The organism is Lelliottia wanjuensis (assembly GCF_030238365.1).
GTDB classification, from domain to species: domain Bacteria; phylum Pseudomonadota; class Gammaproteobacteria; order Enterobacterales; family Enterobacteriaceae; genus Enterobacter; species Enterobacter wanjuensis.
Map to the genome: position 1 here is coordinate 1 of NZ_JASSOT010000056.1, position 14,612 is coordinate 14,612.

12 protein-coding genes are annotated in these 14,612 nt (G+C 56.6%); 4 read left to right on the plus strand and 8 right to left on the minus strand.

Annotated elements, in window-relative coordinates; genetic code table 11:
• Positions 1–285 precede the first annotated feature (285 nt).
• On the plus strand, positions 286–993 hold the full coding sequence (locus tag QQF33_RS09660) for a FadR/GntR family transcriptional regulator (protein ID WP_285151082.1): 708 nt from the start codon (positions 286–288) through the stop codon (positions 991–993).
• Complete coding sequence (mdtD, locus tag QQF33_RS09665) at positions 990–2,417, plus strand: multidrug transporter subunit MdtD (RefSeq protein ID WP_285151081.1); 1,428 nt, start codon at positions 990–992, stop codon at positions 2,415–2,417. Before QQF33_RS09660 ends, mdtD begins: the two co-directional genes overlap by 4 nt.
• Here the strand turns inward: mdtD and rbsR are convergent.
• The 7 genes from rbsR to kup all read right to left on the minus strand — a co-directional run bounded on the left by rbsR (position 2,365) and on the right by kup (position 10,331).
• Positions 2,365–3,375, minus strand: coding sequence for a ribose operon transcriptional repressor RbsR (rbsR, locus tag QQF33_RS09670; protein ID WP_282494088.1), 1,011 nt, complete (start codon positions 3,373–3,375; stop codon positions 2,365–2,367). The two genes, mdtD and rbsR, sit on opposite strands and share 53 nt — an antisense overlap.
• Before the next feature lie 3 nt (positions 3,376–3,378).
• On the minus strand, positions 3,379–4,308 hold the full coding sequence (rbsK, locus tag QQF33_RS09675) for a ribokinase (protein ID WP_285151080.1): 930 nt from the start codon (positions 4,306–4,308) through the stop codon (positions 3,379–3,381).
• Between the two features lie 108 nt (positions 4,309–4,416).
• On the minus strand, positions 4,417–5,307 hold the full coding sequence (gene rbsB / locus QQF33_RS09680) for a ribose ABC transporter substrate-binding protein RbsB (protein WP_095284071.1): 891 nt from the start codon (positions 5,305–5,307) through the stop codon (positions 4,417–4,419).
• Between the two features lie 27 nt (positions 5,308–5,334).
• Positions 5,335–6,300, minus strand: coding sequence for a ribose ABC transporter permease (gene rbsC, locus QQF33_RS09685; RefSeq protein WP_095284073.1), 966 nt, complete (start codon positions 6,298–6,300; stop codon positions 5,335–5,337).
• Positions 6,301–6,304: 4 nt separating this feature from the next.
• Positions 6,305–7,810, minus strand: a complete 1,506-nt coding sequence (rbsA, locus tag QQF33_RS09690) for a ribose ABC transporter ATP-binding protein RbsA (protein WP_285146318.1) — start codon at positions 7,808–7,810, stop codon at positions 6,305–6,307.
• A 7-nt stretch (positions 7,811–7,817) separates the two neighbouring features.
• Positions 7,818–8,237, minus strand: a complete 420-nt coding sequence (gene rbsD / locus QQF33_RS09695; protein ID WP_125914997.1) for a D-ribose pyranase — start codon at positions 8,235–8,237, stop codon at positions 7,818–7,820.
• Between the two features lie 225 nt (positions 8,238–8,462).
• Positions 8,463–10,331, minus strand: a complete 1,869-nt coding sequence (gene kup / locus QQF33_RS09700; RefSeq protein ID WP_282494084.1) for a low affinity potassium transporter Kup — start codon at positions 10,329–10,331, stop codon at positions 8,463–8,465.
• Between the two features lie 222 nt (positions 10,332–10,553).
• Here kup and ravA point away from each other — a divergent pair, with 222 nt between their 5' ends.
• Complete coding sequence (gene ravA, locus QQF33_RS09705; RefSeq protein WP_285151078.1) at positions 10,554–12,050, plus strand: ATPase RavA; 1,497 nt, start codon at positions 10,554–10,556, stop codon at positions 12,048–12,050.
• Complete coding sequence (gene viaA / locus QQF33_RS09710) at positions 12,044–13,495, plus strand: ATPase RavA stimulator ViaA (protein WP_282494082.1); 1,452 nt, start codon at positions 12,044–12,046, stop codon at positions 13,493–13,495. Before ravA ends, viaA begins: the two co-directional genes overlap by 7 nt.
• Before the next feature lie 2 nt (positions 13,496–13,497).
• On the opposite strand, the gene asnA is transcribed toward viaA, so the two are convergent.
• Positions 13,498–14,490, minus strand: a complete 993-nt coding sequence (gene asnA, locus QQF33_RS09715; RefSeq protein ID WP_282494080.1) for an aspartate--ammonia ligase — start codon at positions 14,488–14,490, stop codon at positions 13,498–13,500.
• Between the last annotated feature and the right edge of the window lie 122 nt (positions 14,491–14,612).

Consider the following 14,612-nt stretch of genomic DNA (forward strand, 5'->3'; position numbering starts at 1 on the left):
CTCATTCAGAGTCAAGCGTTTAATTTCGCTTTTCTCTGTCGGCGTTCATCGCTGAACCCCTGCTGCTACGGCGGCTTGCGTGCCGTTGTTCCGTGTCAGTGGAGGCGCATTATAGGGAGTTATTCTGAGGTGACAAGAGGAAATGTAAAAAAACTTTCTAACCGTGTTTTTTTTCACCAATACGCCCGCGAATGAGCCATAAATTGCTCTATTTGCTGTTCCTGCAGCCACAATCACACTCCAGATGGCATACTAAATAGCATGTACCATTAAGGAAAAAGAGCGATGCCCTTAAGCGCGCAACAGCTGGCAGCCCAAAAAAACCTCTCTTATGTGCTGGCAGAAAAACTGGCTCAGCGGATTCTGGCAGGAAAATACACGCCAGGAAGTATTCTCCCAGGCGAAATGGAGCTGGGTGAGCAGTTTGGCGTGAGCCGTACCGCCGTTCGTGAAGCAGTAAAAACCTTAACCGCGAAAGGAATGGTGCTCCCGCGCCCGCGCATCGGGACACGCGTGATGCCTCAGAGCAACTGGAACTTCCTCGATCAGGAACTGCTCTCCTGGTGGATGACCGAAGAGAACTTTCAGCAGGTCGTTGAACACTTCCTTATTATGCGTAGCAGCCTGGAGCCGCAAGCCTGCCTGCTCGCCGCCGTGCAAGGCAGCGCCGAACAGAAAGCCCAGCTCAATACGTTGATGGACGAAATGACCTTCCTGAAGCAGCATTTCAACCGCCAGCGCTGGATTGAAGTGGATATGTCCTGGCATGAGCAAATCTATGCAATGAGCGGCAATCCCTTCCTGACCTCCTTTGCCTCCCTGTTCCATTCGGTGTACCACACCTACTTTGCTTCTATTACTCAGAATGACGTGGTGAAGCTGGATCAGCACCAGGCTATTGTCGATGCCATTCAGGACAGTGACGGACAACGGGCGTTACTCGCTTGCCAGGTTTTATTAGCGACACCACACCAACAACCGGACAATCAATGACTGAGAAAAAAGCACGCAGCATGGCGGGATTGCCATGGATTGCGGCAATGGCTTTCTTTATGCAGGCGCTGGATGCCACCATTCTTAACACGGCCCTCCCGGCCATCGCCGAAAGCCTCAACCGTTCACCACTGGCGATGCAATCCGCCATCATCAGCTATACGCTGACCGTCGCGATGCTGATCCCGGTCAGCGGCTGGCTGGCGGACCGCTTCGGCACGCGTCGGATCTTCATGCTCGCGGTTACGCTGTTTACCCTCGGCTCTCTGGCCTGTGCGCTTTCGACCTCCTTATCCGAGCTGGTTGTCTTCCGCATTCTGCAGGGCATTGGTGGCGCGATGATGATGCCGGTCGCACGCCTGGCGTTACTCCGCGCTTATCCGCGCAGCGAACTGCTGCCGGTGCTGAACTTCGTCACCATGCCCGGCCTGGTTGGCCCGATCCTCGGCCCGGTTCTCGGCGGCGTACTGGTGACCTGGGCGAGCTGGCACTGGATATTCCTGATTAACATTCCGATTGGCGTGGCCGGTCTTTGCTACGCCCGCAAATACATGCCGAACTTCACCACCCCGAAGCGCAGCTTCGATATGGGCGGGTTCTTCCTGTTCGGCCTGAGCCTGGTGTTGTTCTCGACCGGCATGGAGTTATTCGGCGAGAAAATCGTTGCCACCTGGATCGCGCTTTCCATTATCCTGAGCGGCATCCTGCTTTTCCTTCTTTATATACGCCATGCGCGCCGTCATCCGACGCCCCTCATTTCATTGCTGCTGTTCAAAACCCGAACCTTCTCAGTGGGCATTGCCGGAAACATCGCCTCGCGTCTGGGTACAGGCTGCGTGCCGTTTCTGATGCCGCTGATGTTGCAGGTCGGGTTTGGTTATCCAGCGCTGATTGCCGGATGCATGATGGCGCCGACCGCCGTCGGCTCTATTCTGGCGAAATCCATGGTGACGCAGATCCTGCGCAGACTGGGCTATCGTAAAACCCTGGTGGGCGTCACCGTCTTCATCGGCCTGATGATTGCGCAGTTTTCGCTGCAGTCCGCCGCCTTCCCGGCGTGGATGCTGTTACTCCCGCTCTTTATCTTAGGGATGGCGATGTCGATCCAGTTCACCTCGATGAATACCATCAGCCTCGCCGATCTCACGGATGAAAATGCCAGCGGCGGCAACAGCGTGCTAGCCGTAACACAGCAGCTGTCGATAAGTCTTGGGGTCGCGGTGAGCGCAGCGGTGCTGCGCGTCTATGAAGGGATGGAAGGGACGAACACGGTGGAGCAGTTCCACTACACCTTTATAACGATGGGCGTCCTGACGGTGGTCTCGGCGCTGGTGTTTATGCTGCTCAAACCCAAAGACGGTGGCAATCTGATTAAAGATCGCCACCCGCCGAAACAGAACCGCGTTCCATCAGAACAGGAGTAAGCTGCAACCGCTGCTGCTGAAGGGCGGGCTGCGCCATCCGATGAATCAACACGTCGATCGCCAGCTCGCCCAGCTCATCTTTCGGCTGATGAATCGTGGTCAGCGGCGGCGTCATATACTGAGCCAGCTCGATATCATCGTAACCAATCACCGCCATATCCTGGGGAACGCGTAATCCCGCCTGATACAGCGCCTGATACGCGCCAAAAGCCATCGCATCGTTGCCAATAAATACCGCCTGCGGACGCACGTCCTGCGCCAACAATTTTTGCATCGCTTCAAAACCGCCGTTGAATTCAAAATCACCGGTAATGCGATACCCGTCCGGAACCGGCAGGCCCGCGCGGTCCATGGCCGCAAGATACCCTTCGAGACGCAAACGCGCCGGGGTTTTATCCAGCGGCCCGGTAATGCAGGCGATGCGGGTGTAGCCTTTGTCGATCAGGTGTTGCGTCGCCATATCCCCGCCGAGTAGCGAGTTATCCTGAATCAGATCGCTGGTCCCGTCGAAGGGTGCCCAGTCCATCATCACCGTCGGAACCGACGGATAGCGCTGCATAATTTCTTTCGAGGGCTGGTGCGTTTCGGTACAGAGCAGCAGCAATCCGTCGACGCGCTTTTGCATCAACGTTTCCAGATTACGGTTCATGCGCTGTTCGTCGCCCTCGGTGTTACACAGCACCAGGCTGTAACCGCGTTCGAAACAGCTGCGTTCAACGCCGCGCACCAGCTCAGAATAGAACGGATTGGTACTGGCGGTGATCAGCATACCGATGGTGTGGGTCTGATTAAGCTTGAGACTGCGCGCGAGCGCCGAAGGAGCGTAGTTGAGGTCTTTGACGGCAGCTTCGACTTTTTCCCGTATCGCCTCGCTGACGAAGCGATCCTTATTGATGACGTGGGAAACCGTCGAGGTAGAAACGCCCGCCATGCGGGCGACATCTTTCATTGTGGCCAAGCGTTACCCCTGCTGACTCAAAAATTCATCAATCTCTTTGCGCCATGGAACCGAAGGCTGTGCCCCTTTGCGCGTCACCGCAATTGCCGCAGCGGCATGCGCAAAGCGAATTGCGTTGTCGAGCGACCCGCCTTCCAGCAGCGCCGTGACCAGCGCACCGTTAAAGGTGTCTCCCGCGGCGATGGTATCAATGGCCTTAACGTTAAAACCAGGAACGCGACGACCTTCGCCGTTAACGCTCGCCCACACGCCGCGACTGCCCAGCGTAATGATGACCGTGCCGATACCTTTATCGTGCAGTGCCTGAGCGGCACGCGCCGCGTCGTCATCATTTTCCACGCGAATGCCCGTCAGCTTTTCAGCTTCCGTTTCGTTCGGGGTGATGATGTCCACCAGCGCCAGCAACTCGTCTGATAATAGACGCGCTGGAGCAGGGTTAAGTACGACAGTGGTATGATTTTCATGTGCAATTTTCGCGGCCGCCAGCACGCTTTCCACCGGCGACTCGAGCTGCATTAGCAGCGCTTCGGCGCTGGCAATCAGCCCACGCTGTTCTTCTACACGCTCAATATTCAGCGCCGCATTGGCTCCCGCATGAATACCGATAACATTCTCACCTTCTGCGTTGACGAAGATCAGCGCCACGCCGGTTGATTCGCCCGCCACCACGCTGACCGGCGCAATATCAATATTGTCGCTCTCCAGCTGTTTACGCACGCGCTCGCCGGTGTCGTCATCACCCGTACAGGCGATGAAGGCAATGTGCGCCCCGCTGCGTCCGGCGGCCACCGCCTGGTTGGCACCTTTGCCACCGAAAGCCACCTGATACTGGTTGCCGGTGACGGTTTCGCCAGGGGTCGGGAAAGTCTCAAGGTTAAGAATGTGATCGGCATTGATACTGCCAAGGACGACGAGATTGACTGCGGTTTTCATGATTGAGGTGTCCAGTAAAGGAAGCCACCGGTTTTACCCGGTGGCGTATGCCACACTTTTCTTTATTTTTAGTCCCTCAGGCCGCCAGATGACCGCCTGAATCGCCTATTACTGCTTAACGACCAGCTTCAGGTCAACCGGATATTTCGCCTGGACTTTCTCGCCCTTCAGCACTTTATCCGCAGTCTGAACGCCCGTCGCGCCGATCTGCTCTGGCAACTGAGCGATAGTCGCCGCCAGTTTGCCATCATTTACCGCTTTCTCACCGTCTGGCGTACCGTCAAAACCGACCACCATCACATCAGATTTACCGGCAGTCTGCAGAGCGCGCAGCGCACCCAGAGCCATTTCGTCGTTCTGTGCAAACACTGCCTGCACTTCCGGATGCGCGGTCAGCAGGTTCTGCATCACGTTCAGGCCTTTAGTACGGTCGAAGTCAGCGGGCTGGCTGGCCAGAACGTTAAATTTGTGCGCTGCAACGGCCTGCTGGAAACCTTCGCCACGCTCACGCGCCGCAGAAGTCCCTGCGATACCCTGCAGTTCGATAACTTTGGCGCCTTCACCGGCTTTCTTGGCGATGTAGTCACCGGCGATTTTGCCGCCCAGTACGTTGTCAGACGCGATGTGGCTGACCACTTCGCCTTTGGTCGCTACGCGGTCCAAGGTGATCACTGGGATTTTCGCCTGGTTGGCCATCTTCACGGCGTTACCCACCGCATCAGAGTCGGTTGGGTTGATCAGAAGGATTTTGGTGCCACGAACGGTTAAGTCCTGAACGTTGGCCAGCTCTTTCGCCGGGTTGTTCTGAGAATCCAGAACAACCAGGTTGTAACCCAGTTTGTCGGCTTCTTTCTGTGCGCCATCCTTCAGGGAGACGAAGAACGGGTTGTTCAGCGTTGAGATGACCAGCGCGATGGTGTCTTTCGCCATGGCGTTCGCACTCACGGTAGCGCTCAGCGCCACAGCAGAAACCAGGGTAGCCAGTTTTTTCATGTTCATATTCAAGATGTCCTGTAGTGTCGTCAGTTACTGTTTTTTGTTGTCTACCAGAACCGCCAGCAAAATCACCACTGCTTTAACGATCATCTGGTAATAGGAAGAAACACCTAATAAATTCAAACCATTATTCAGGAAGCCAAGGATAAGTGCGCCGATCAATGTCCCAACAATGCGACCTTTACCGCCCGCGAGGCTGGTACCACCCAGCACCACCGCGGCAATCGCATCCAGCTCATATCCCGTGCCCGCCGTCGGCTGCGCAGAAGAGAGACGCGCCACTTCGATGATACCCGCCAGCGACGCCAGCAGACCGCACAGGGAATAGACGATGATTTTGACTTTATTGACGCTGATACCGGAAAGACGCGTCGCCGCTTCGTTACCGCCCAGGGCATAGATATAACGGCCCAGACGAGTGTGGTGCAGCATGTACCACGCCGCCAGGAAGACGATCCCCATAATCCACACTGGCGTCGGAATACCCAGCGGACGACCGATACCAAACCAGCCAAACAGATCGGCGTTGTCGGTAAAGCCGGTATTGACGGGGCTGCCGTTGGTGTAAACCATCGTCACGCCGCGCAGCAGCAGCATCATCACCAGCGTGGCGATGAACGCCTGCACGCGGCCTTTTGCCACAATCATCCCGGTGACCGCACCGACAGCCGCACCTAACGCCAGCGCAGCCGCAATCGCCACCAGCGCGTTGACCTCAATCCCTACAATCGAGGCCGCTACCGCGCCGGTGAGCGCCAGCAAAGAACCGACGGACAGGTCGATTCCCGACGTCAAAATCACCAGCGTCATGCCCACGGCCATAATGGCGTTGACGGACGTCTGCTGGAGAATGTTGAACAGGTTATTAACGGTAAAAAAGTTCGGGCTCATGGTCGACACAATCGCGATCAACACCAGCAGGGCGATCAGCGATTTTTGTTCCAACAGCCATGCTTTAGTGAAATAGCGGCGACCAGCAACAGCCTGGGTAGTCATCTTCTTACTCCTGATTCACGCGATTAAGCTTGCCCACAGCGGCAGCCATCAGAACTTCCTGGGTGGCCTGCTCGCGAGTGAATTCACCGCCGAGATGCCCTTCATGCATAACCATAATGCGATCGCTCATGCCTAATACTTCTGGCATCTCGGAAGAGACCAGAATGATGCTCAGACCGTCAGCCTTGAACTGGTTAATCAGCTGATAAATCTCTTTCTTGGCGCCGACGTCAACGCCACGGGTTGGTTCGTCGAGGATCAGCACTTTCGGACGCGTCATCAGGCCGCGGGCAATCGCCACTTTCTGCTGATTCCCGCCGGAGAGCAGGCCGATCGCCTGTTCCATCGATGGCGTTTTGACGTTGAACAGACGGATAAAATCGCTCACCGCCTGCTGCTCGTCTTTGTGTTTCAGGCTGCCGCCGCTGCGGCTGAAGTAGCGCAGCGCCGTCAGGGACATATTCTCTTTTACCGACATCCCGAGCACTAAGCCGTCGCGCTTACGGTCTTCGGAGATATAGACGATGCCATTTGCCAGCCCATCCTGCGGTGAGCGAGTGACCACTTCGTGACCGTCGAGGGTAACGTAACCGCTGGTGCGCGGCAGCGCGCCGTACAGGACTTTCATCAGCTCGGTACGACCGGCGCCCATCAGCCCCGCCACGCCGAGGATTTCGCCCTGACGCAGAGTAAAGGAGACATCGTTCACGCCCGGCCCGCACAGGTTGTCGACTTTGAGGCGAACCGCGCCCGGCGTTTTGTCGAGACGTGGATACTGCTCTTCGAGCTTACGCCCCACCATCATCTCGATCAGCGTATCTTCGGTCAGGGAGGAGACTTCGCGCTCGGCGATGAACTGCCCGTCGCGGAACACCGTGACGTCATCGCAAATCTCGAAGATCTCTTTCATGCGGTGGGAAATATAGACGATCCCGCGCCCCTGAGATTTCAGTTCACGGATCACGCGGAACAGGGATTCGGTTTCGGTATCAGTCAGGGCGTCGGTCGGTTCATCCATGACGATGACTTTCGACTCGAAGCTCAGCACCTTGGCAATTTCGACCATCTGCTGGTCGCCGATAGACAGGTCGCCCACCAGACGGTCGCTTTTGAAGCGCAGATTCAGCTTCGCCAGCAGAATGTCGGCTTCGGCGTACATCTTTTTCCAGTCGATTTTGCCGAAGCGATTAACGAACTCGCGGCCCAGGAAGATGTTTTCCGCAATGGTGAGCTGCGGGATCAGGTTCAGTTCCTGATGGATGATGCCGATCCCGGCTTCCTGAGAGGATTTAGGTCCGTTGAAAGTGGTCTCTTTCCCCAGCCACAGCAGCGAACCGGCGTCACGGGCATAGATGCCGGTGAGCACTTTCATCATCGTGGATTTGCCCGCGCCGTTTTCACCCACCAGCGCCATGACGCGCCCGGAGTAAACGTTTAACGCCGCGCCGGAGAGGGCTTTTACGCCCGGGAACGATTTATCGATCCCTTTAAGTTGCAATAATGCGTCCATGATGGCCTCAGAAGGTGACGCCAGCACAGAGAATGATATTCGCATACGGGGAACACTCCCCGCTGCGAATCACCGCCTGACTGTCTGCGGTTTGTTGTTTGAATTGTTCGTGCGTTGTGTAACGAATTTCTATGGTGTTTCCCTGGTGTTGTTGCAGTTGCTCAATGTGGCTGAGCAACGTTTCGTGGAGTTGCGGATTATGTTGTTTGATCTCCGTCGCGAGAATGGCCGCCTCAACCTGCATCTCCGCCGTCACCACGCCCAGTACCTGCATAAACGAGGGCACGCCCTGCGTTAACGCCATATCAATACGGGTTGTGCTGCGCGGAACCGGTAAGCCTGCATCGCAAACCACCAGCGTATCGGTATGCCCAAGACGGGAAATAACCGATGAGATTTCAGAGTTGAGTACCGTACCTTTCTTCATTTTCTTGCTCCACTAGCGAAACGTTTCGCTGAATTAAGTTTAATCTCAACGGTGTTCAGAAAACCATCATGACGTAACAGAATTGTGATCAACGTCGAAACGTTTCGCTAAGTGAAATGGGGAGCAAAAGAATTGCCCGGCGGCACTACGCTTGCGCGGGCCTACGGGTAAAGTAGGCCGGGTAAGCGAAGCGCCACCCGGCATTTTTGGAAGGTATTGCGGATGTTAAATCTCGACCTGCGTCCCAAGCTCAATCACGCGGTTAGGCGGGATTTCGAACTGGTCGGGCGCGCGCAGGGCGTTACGCTGCAGGATAAGGTACAGCTTGCCGCGCAGACGCAGATACCACGGACGTTTGCCAACGATCAGCGACTCGTGGGACATAAAGAACGAGGTTTCCATCATTCGGCAGCTCAGGCCTTCAAGACCGCAGCGGTGGAACACCTCTTCCACGTTTGGCGTTTCACGCCAGCCGTAGCTCGCCACCACGCGCCAGAAGGTCGGCGACAACTGCTCGATCTGCACGCGACGAACGTTATGCACGTACGGCGCATCTTCGGTTCTGAGCGTCAGCAGGATCACGCGCTCGTGCAGAACTTTGTTGTGCTTGAGGTTGTGCATCAGGGCAAACGGAATCACATTCAGCGCACGCGACATATACACCGCGGTGCCCGGCACGCGAACCGGCGGGGATTTCTCCAGCGAAGCGATCATCGCTTCCAGAGAGTTACCGTGCTCATGCATACGGCGCAGCAGACGGAAGCGCTCGCTCTTCCAGGTGGTCATCACCAGGAACATCACCAGACCCAGAGTCAGCGGCAGCCAACCGCCGGAGACGATTTTGTCGAGGTTCGCGGAGAACAGCGGCACGTCGATGCACAGGAAACCGATCAGAATCAGCGCCACCAGGAACTTGTTCCAGTGCCAGTTTCGGTACGCCACGGTGGTGGAGAGAATCGAGGTCAGCACCATGGTGCCCGTCACCGCGATACCGTACGCCGCCGCCAGGTTGCTGGAGTGCTCGAAGCTGACAATCACGATCACCACGGCGAAGTAAAGCAGCCAGTTAATGAACGGAATGTAGATCTGCCCGGATTCCATCTCCGAGGTGTGAATAATACGCATCGGCGACAGATACCCCAGACGAACCGCCTGGCGCGTCAGGGAGAAGACGCCTGAAATCACCGCCTGAGATGCAATCACCGTCGCCAGGGTGGCGAGGATCAGCATCGGGACCAGCGCCCAGTCAGGAGCCAGCAGGAAGAACGGGTTCTTGATTGCTTCCGGATGTTTGAGCAGTAACGCGCCCTGACCGAAGTAGTTCAGTGCCAGAGAGGGCAGCACCACGGAGAACCACGCCAGACGAATCGGCAGTTTACCGAAGTGGCCCATATCGGCGTACAGCGCTTCCACACCGGTAATCGACAGCACGACGGCACCCAGTGCAACAAACGACACGGTTTTATATTCGAGGAAGAAGTGGACCGCCCACATTGGGTTCAGCGCCTGCAGCACTTCTGGGTTGCTGAGAATACCGCGCAGGCCAAGCGCCGCCAGGATCAGGAACCAGGCCAGCATAATCGGCGCAAACAGCTTACCCACCAGCCCCGTGCCATGCTTCTGAATCGCGAACAGCAGGGTCAGCACAATAATGGCGAGGGGCACCACCCAGGTATCCAGCTGCGGCGCGATAATCTCCAGCCCCTCTATCGCCGAGAGGACCGAAATCGCCGGGGTGATCACCACTTCTCCATAGAAGAAGCTGCCGCCTATCAGGCCGATAATCACCAGGAACGAGGTCATTTTTGCCGACGTATTGCGCCCGGCAAGGGACATCAACGTCAGGATCCCACCTTCACCGGCGTTGTCTGCGCGCATGACGAAAGAGAGATATTTAACCGAGACCACCAGGATCAGCAGCCAGAAGATGAGTGACAAAAAGCCAAAAACGGCGTCACGTTCAACACCAAAACCAAACTGACCGGACAGACATTCGCGAAGCGTATAGAGCGGGCTGGTACCGATATCACCGTACACAACCCCAATGGCCGCCAGCGTTATAGCGCGTAATGATTGCTTATTATCAGTGCTCATAGACTAGTCTTTTCGTTGTATAACAAATGTGTGCTTAGTCCCTTGGCCCACAAAAAGGCGCACAGTATGCACGATTAATCGCAAGATCGTACCCCTAAATGCAAGCGTATTAATGTAGCGCAAAGAAAATAGCGCCGCACTTCAGTCTATTACCAGCCCATGCTGAAACGTCTATACTCGCATCAATTAGCTGCGACGACGCCGAAAGGACGCAACACAATTATGGCTCACTCACATTTATTAGCAGAAAGAATTTCCCGCCTCAGCGGCGCGCTGGAGAAAGGCCTTTTCGAACGCAGCCATGCGATTAGGCTCTGTTTGCTGGCAGCGCTCAGCGGCGAAAGTGTGTTCCTGCTCGGTCCGCCCGGCATCGCCAAGAGCCTGATTGCGCGTCGACTGAAATTTGCCTTCCAGAACGCGCGCGCCTTCGAATATCTGATGACCCGTTTCTCCACCCCGGAAGAGGTGTTTGGCCCGCTCTCGATTCAGGCTCTGAAAGATGAAGGGCGCTATCAGCGCTTAACGGCGGGTTATCTCCCCGAAGCGGAAATTGTCTTTCTGGATGAAATCTGGAAAGCGGGCCCGGCAATCCTGAACACCCTGCTCACCGCCATCAACGAACGCCGCTTCCGTAACGGCGCCTTTGAGGAAAAAATCCCGATGCGTCTGCTGGTGGCGGCGTCTAACGAACTGCCGGAAGCCGACAGCAGCCTCGAAGCGCTGTATGACCGCATGCTGATCCGCCTGTGGCTGGATAAGGTGCAGGATAAATCGAATTTCCGCTCTCTACTGATCAGCCAGCAGGATGAAAACGAAAACCCGGTCTCGCCCTCCTTGCAGGTGACGGATGAAGAGTACCAACAGTGGCAGCAGGATATCGGCAAAATAAAACTGCCGGACGCGGTTTTTGAGCTGATCTTTATGCTGCGCCAGCAGCTGGATCTCTTACCCGCCGCGCCCTACGTCTCCGATCGGCGCTGGAAAAAAGCGATTCGCCTGCTGCAGGCCAGCGCCCTGTTCAGCGGCCGGGATTCTGTCGCCCCCATCGATCTGATCCTGCTGAAAGATTGTCTGTGGCACGATGCCGAAGGGATGCATCTGATGCAGCAGCAGCTGGACGTTTTGATGACCGGACACGCGTGGGGGCAGCAGGCGATGCTCACTCAGCTGGGCGCTATCACCCAGCGACGCATCCAGCTTCAGCAGCAGCAAAGTGATAAAACCGCGCTGAAAGTGAGCCGTCTCGGCGGGATGTTCTCGCGTAAACCGCACTACGAACTGCCCACCGAACTGACGGAGACCACCCTGACGCTCCTGCTCCAGCAGCCGTTAAAACTGCACGATATGCAGGTGGTGCATATCACCGTCGAGCGCGAGGCGCTGGCCCTGTGGCTGGACAAAAATGGCGAAATCCGCGGGAAGCTCAACGGCATCGGCTTTGCCCAGGTGCTGAACCTGGAAGTAGATACCAGTCTGCACCTGGTGATCCGCGATGTGAGCCTGCAGGGTTCACGCCTCGCCCTGCCGGGAAGTGCTTCAGAGAGCGTGCCGGAGGAGATCAAACAGCAGCTCGACGCCCTGGATACGGAGTGGCATCAGCAGCACACGCGGTTCAGCGAACAGCAAAAATGCCTCTTTATTCATAGCGACTGGTTGGGTCGCATCGAAGCCAGCCTGCAGGATGTCAGCGCGCAGATCAAACAGGCGCGTCAATGCTAACGCTGGATACCCTCAATGTAATGCTGGCGGTTGGCGAAGAGGGGCTGATAGAAGAGGTCCTTCTGACCTTGCTCGCCTCGCCCCAGCTGGCCGCATTCTTTGAGAAGTTTCCTCGCATAAAAAAGGCCGTTACCGACGATCTCCCGCGCTGGCGGGATAACCTGCGTCAGCGGCTGAAAGAGACCGAAGTCCCGCCCGAACTGACGGAAGAGGTGGCGTGCTACCAGCAATGCCAGCGGTTATCCACATCCCAGTTCATCGTTCAGCTCCCGCAGATCCTGGCGCTGCTTGATAAAGTGCATTCGCCTTATGCTTCCCAGGCCCGCACGCTGGTCTCGGACAACGCCACGTTTACGCCCGCGCTGCATACGCTGTTTCTACAGCGCTGGCGGCTCAGTCTGGTGGTGCAGACCACGTCGCTCAACCAGCAGTTGCTGGAAGAGGAGCGCGAACAGCTGCTGAGTGAAGTTCAGGAGCGCATGACCCTGAGCGGCCAGCTGGAGCAGGTGCTGGTGGAGAACGAACACTCCGCCGGGCGTCTGTGGGATATGAGCGCCGGACAGATCCGGCGCGGCGACTACCAGCTAATCGTTAAATACGGCGATTTTCTGGCGCAACAGCCCGAGCTGATGCAGATCGCCGAACAGCTTGGCCGTTCGCGGGAAGCGAAGTCGGTGCCGAAGAAAGACGCGCCGATGGAGACCTTCCGCACCCTGGTGCGCGAACCGGCCACCGTCCCGGAGCAGGTCGACGGCCTGCAGCAGAGCGATGACATTCTGCGCCTGCTGCCAACGGAGCTGGCGACGCTTGGGATCACCGAGCTGGAGTACGAGTTTTACCGGCGGCTGGTGGAGAAGCAGCTCCTGACCTATCGCCTGCACGGTGAATCCTGGCGCGAGAAAATCAGTCAGCGTCCGGTCGTACATCAGGATTTTGACGAGCAGCCGCGCGGGCCTTTTATTGTCTGCGTCGATACTTCCGGGTCGATGGGCGGCTTTAACGAACAGTGCGCCAAAGCCTTTTGCCTGGCGCTGATGCGCGTGGCCCTCGCCGATCGGCGGCGTTGCTTCATTATGCTGTTTTCCAGCGAAGTGGTGGGATACGAACTGACGGGTGAGCAAGGTATCGAGCAGGCGATCCGTTTTTTGAGCCAGCGCTTTCGCGGCGGGACCGATATCGCCAGCTGTTTTCGCGCCATCGCAGAACGTATGCAGGGCGGAGACTGGTATGACGCAGATGCGGTGGTGATTTCTGACTTTATTGCCCAGCGACTGCCGGATGAGGTGGTGGCAAAGGTGAAGTCGTTACAGCGGGATCACCAGCATCGTTTTCACGCCGTCGCCATGTCGCAACATGGAAAACCCGGCATCATGCGCATCTTCGATCACATCTGGCGCTTTGATACCGGGTTGCGTAGCCGCCTGGTCAGACGCTGGCGGCGTTAGCTTTACAGTAAGGAACCGACGCTTTCACGAACCTGCTGCGGCCATACGCCACACTGTACCTGCCCGATATGGGACAGCTGCAGCAGCAGCATCGTCAGACGCGACTGGCCGATACCTCCGCCGATGGTTTGCGGCATTTCACCGCGCAGCAGCGCCTGGTGCCATTCGAGTTTCAGGCGATCTTCATCCCCCGTCGTCGCCAGCTGGCGTTTCAGCGCGTCGGCATCCACGCGGATCCCCATGGAAGAGAGCTCAAACGCATCTTCCAGAATCGGGTTCCACACTAAAATATCGCCGTTCAGACCAGCCAGTTCACGCTCATCGCGGGTGCTCCAGTCATCATAATCCGGGGCACGCACGTCGTGGCGTTGACCGTCTGACAGCTTTCCACCGATACCGATCAGGAACACCGCGCCCAGCTCTTTGGCGATCGCGCGCTCGCGGCCTTTGGCGTCGAGATCCGGGAAACGGCTCAGCAGATCCTGGCTGTGTACAAACTGGATCGAATCTGGCAGGAACGGTGCCAGACCGAACTCTTCACTCACCGCCGCTTCGGTCGCTTTGATCCCCGCGTAGATGGCTTCTACGGTGGATTTCAGCGTGCCCAGGTGGCGTTCGCCATCCCCCATCACGCGTTCCCAGTCCCACTGGTCAACGTAAACAGAGTGGATGGCCGTCAGGCGGTCTTCATCGGGGCGAAGGGCTTTCATGTGCGTGTAGAGCCCTTCGCCCGCGCTGAAGTCGTGTTGTCCCAGTGTCTGACGTTTCCATTTCGCGAGTGAATGCACCACTTCGAACTGGGCGTCTGGCAAGGTTTTCACTTTTACCTGTACCGCTTTTTCGCAACCAGACAAGTTGTCCTGCGTCCCATCGCCAACGCGGCTGAGGATCGGGGCCTGCACTTCAATCAGGCCAAGCTTCTCTTCGAGCTGACGTGAAAAATGGGATTTAACGAAACTGATCTGGCGTTGTTTTGCGATATAAGCGGTTTTCATTTTTATACTCCTGCGTCCTGTTGATATTGATTAAGCAACAAAACCGGCACTCAATTCAATAATCCAACAACAAAAAGCCTGCTTCACTTTTGATTCGTTAAAATAAGACGCTAGAATAGAGG

Excerpts from the sequence above, each read along its gene's own strand:
- QQF33_RS09660 (WP_285151082.1), top strand. The coding sequence starts at position 286 with ATGCCCTTAAGCGCGCAACAGCTGGCAGCCCAAAAAAACCTCTCTTAT.
- mdtD (WP_285151081.1), top strand. The coding sequence starts at position 990 with ATGACTGAGAAAAAAGCACGCAGCATGGCGGGATTGCCATGGATTGCG.
- rbsK (WP_285151080.1), bottom strand. The coding sequence starts at position 4,308 with ATGAAAACCGCAGTCAATCTCGTCGTCCTTGGCAGTATCAATGCCGAT.
- rbsB (WP_095284071.1), bottom strand. The coding sequence starts at position 5,307 with ATGAACATGAAAAAACTGGCTACCCTGGTTTCTGCTGTGGCGCTGAGC.
- rbsC (WP_095284073.1), bottom strand. The coding sequence starts at position 6,300 with ATGACTACCCAGGCTGTTGCTGGTCGCCGCTATTTCACTAAAGCATGG.
- rbsA (WP_285146318.1), bottom strand. The coding sequence starts at position 7,810 with ATGGACGCATTATTGCAACTTAAAGGGATCGATAAATCGTTCCCGGGC.
- rbsD (WP_125914997.1), bottom strand. The coding sequence starts at position 8,237 with ATGAAGAAAGGTACGGTACTCAACTCTGAAATCTCATCGGTTATTTCC.
- kup (WP_282494084.1), bottom strand. The coding sequence starts at position 10,331 with ATGAGCACTGATAATAAGCAATCATTACGCGCTATAACGCTGGCGGCC.
- ravA (WP_285151078.1), top strand. The coding sequence starts at position 10,554 with ATGGCTCACTCACATTTATTAGCAGAAAGAATTTCCCGCCTCAGCGGC.
- viaA (WP_282494082.1), top strand. The coding sequence starts at position 12,044 with ATGCTAACGCTGGATACCCTCAATGTAATGCTGGCGGTTGGCGAAGAG.
- asnA (WP_282494080.1), bottom strand. The coding sequence starts at position 14,490 with ATGAAAACCGCTTATATCGCAAAACAACGCCAGATCAGTTTCGTTAAA.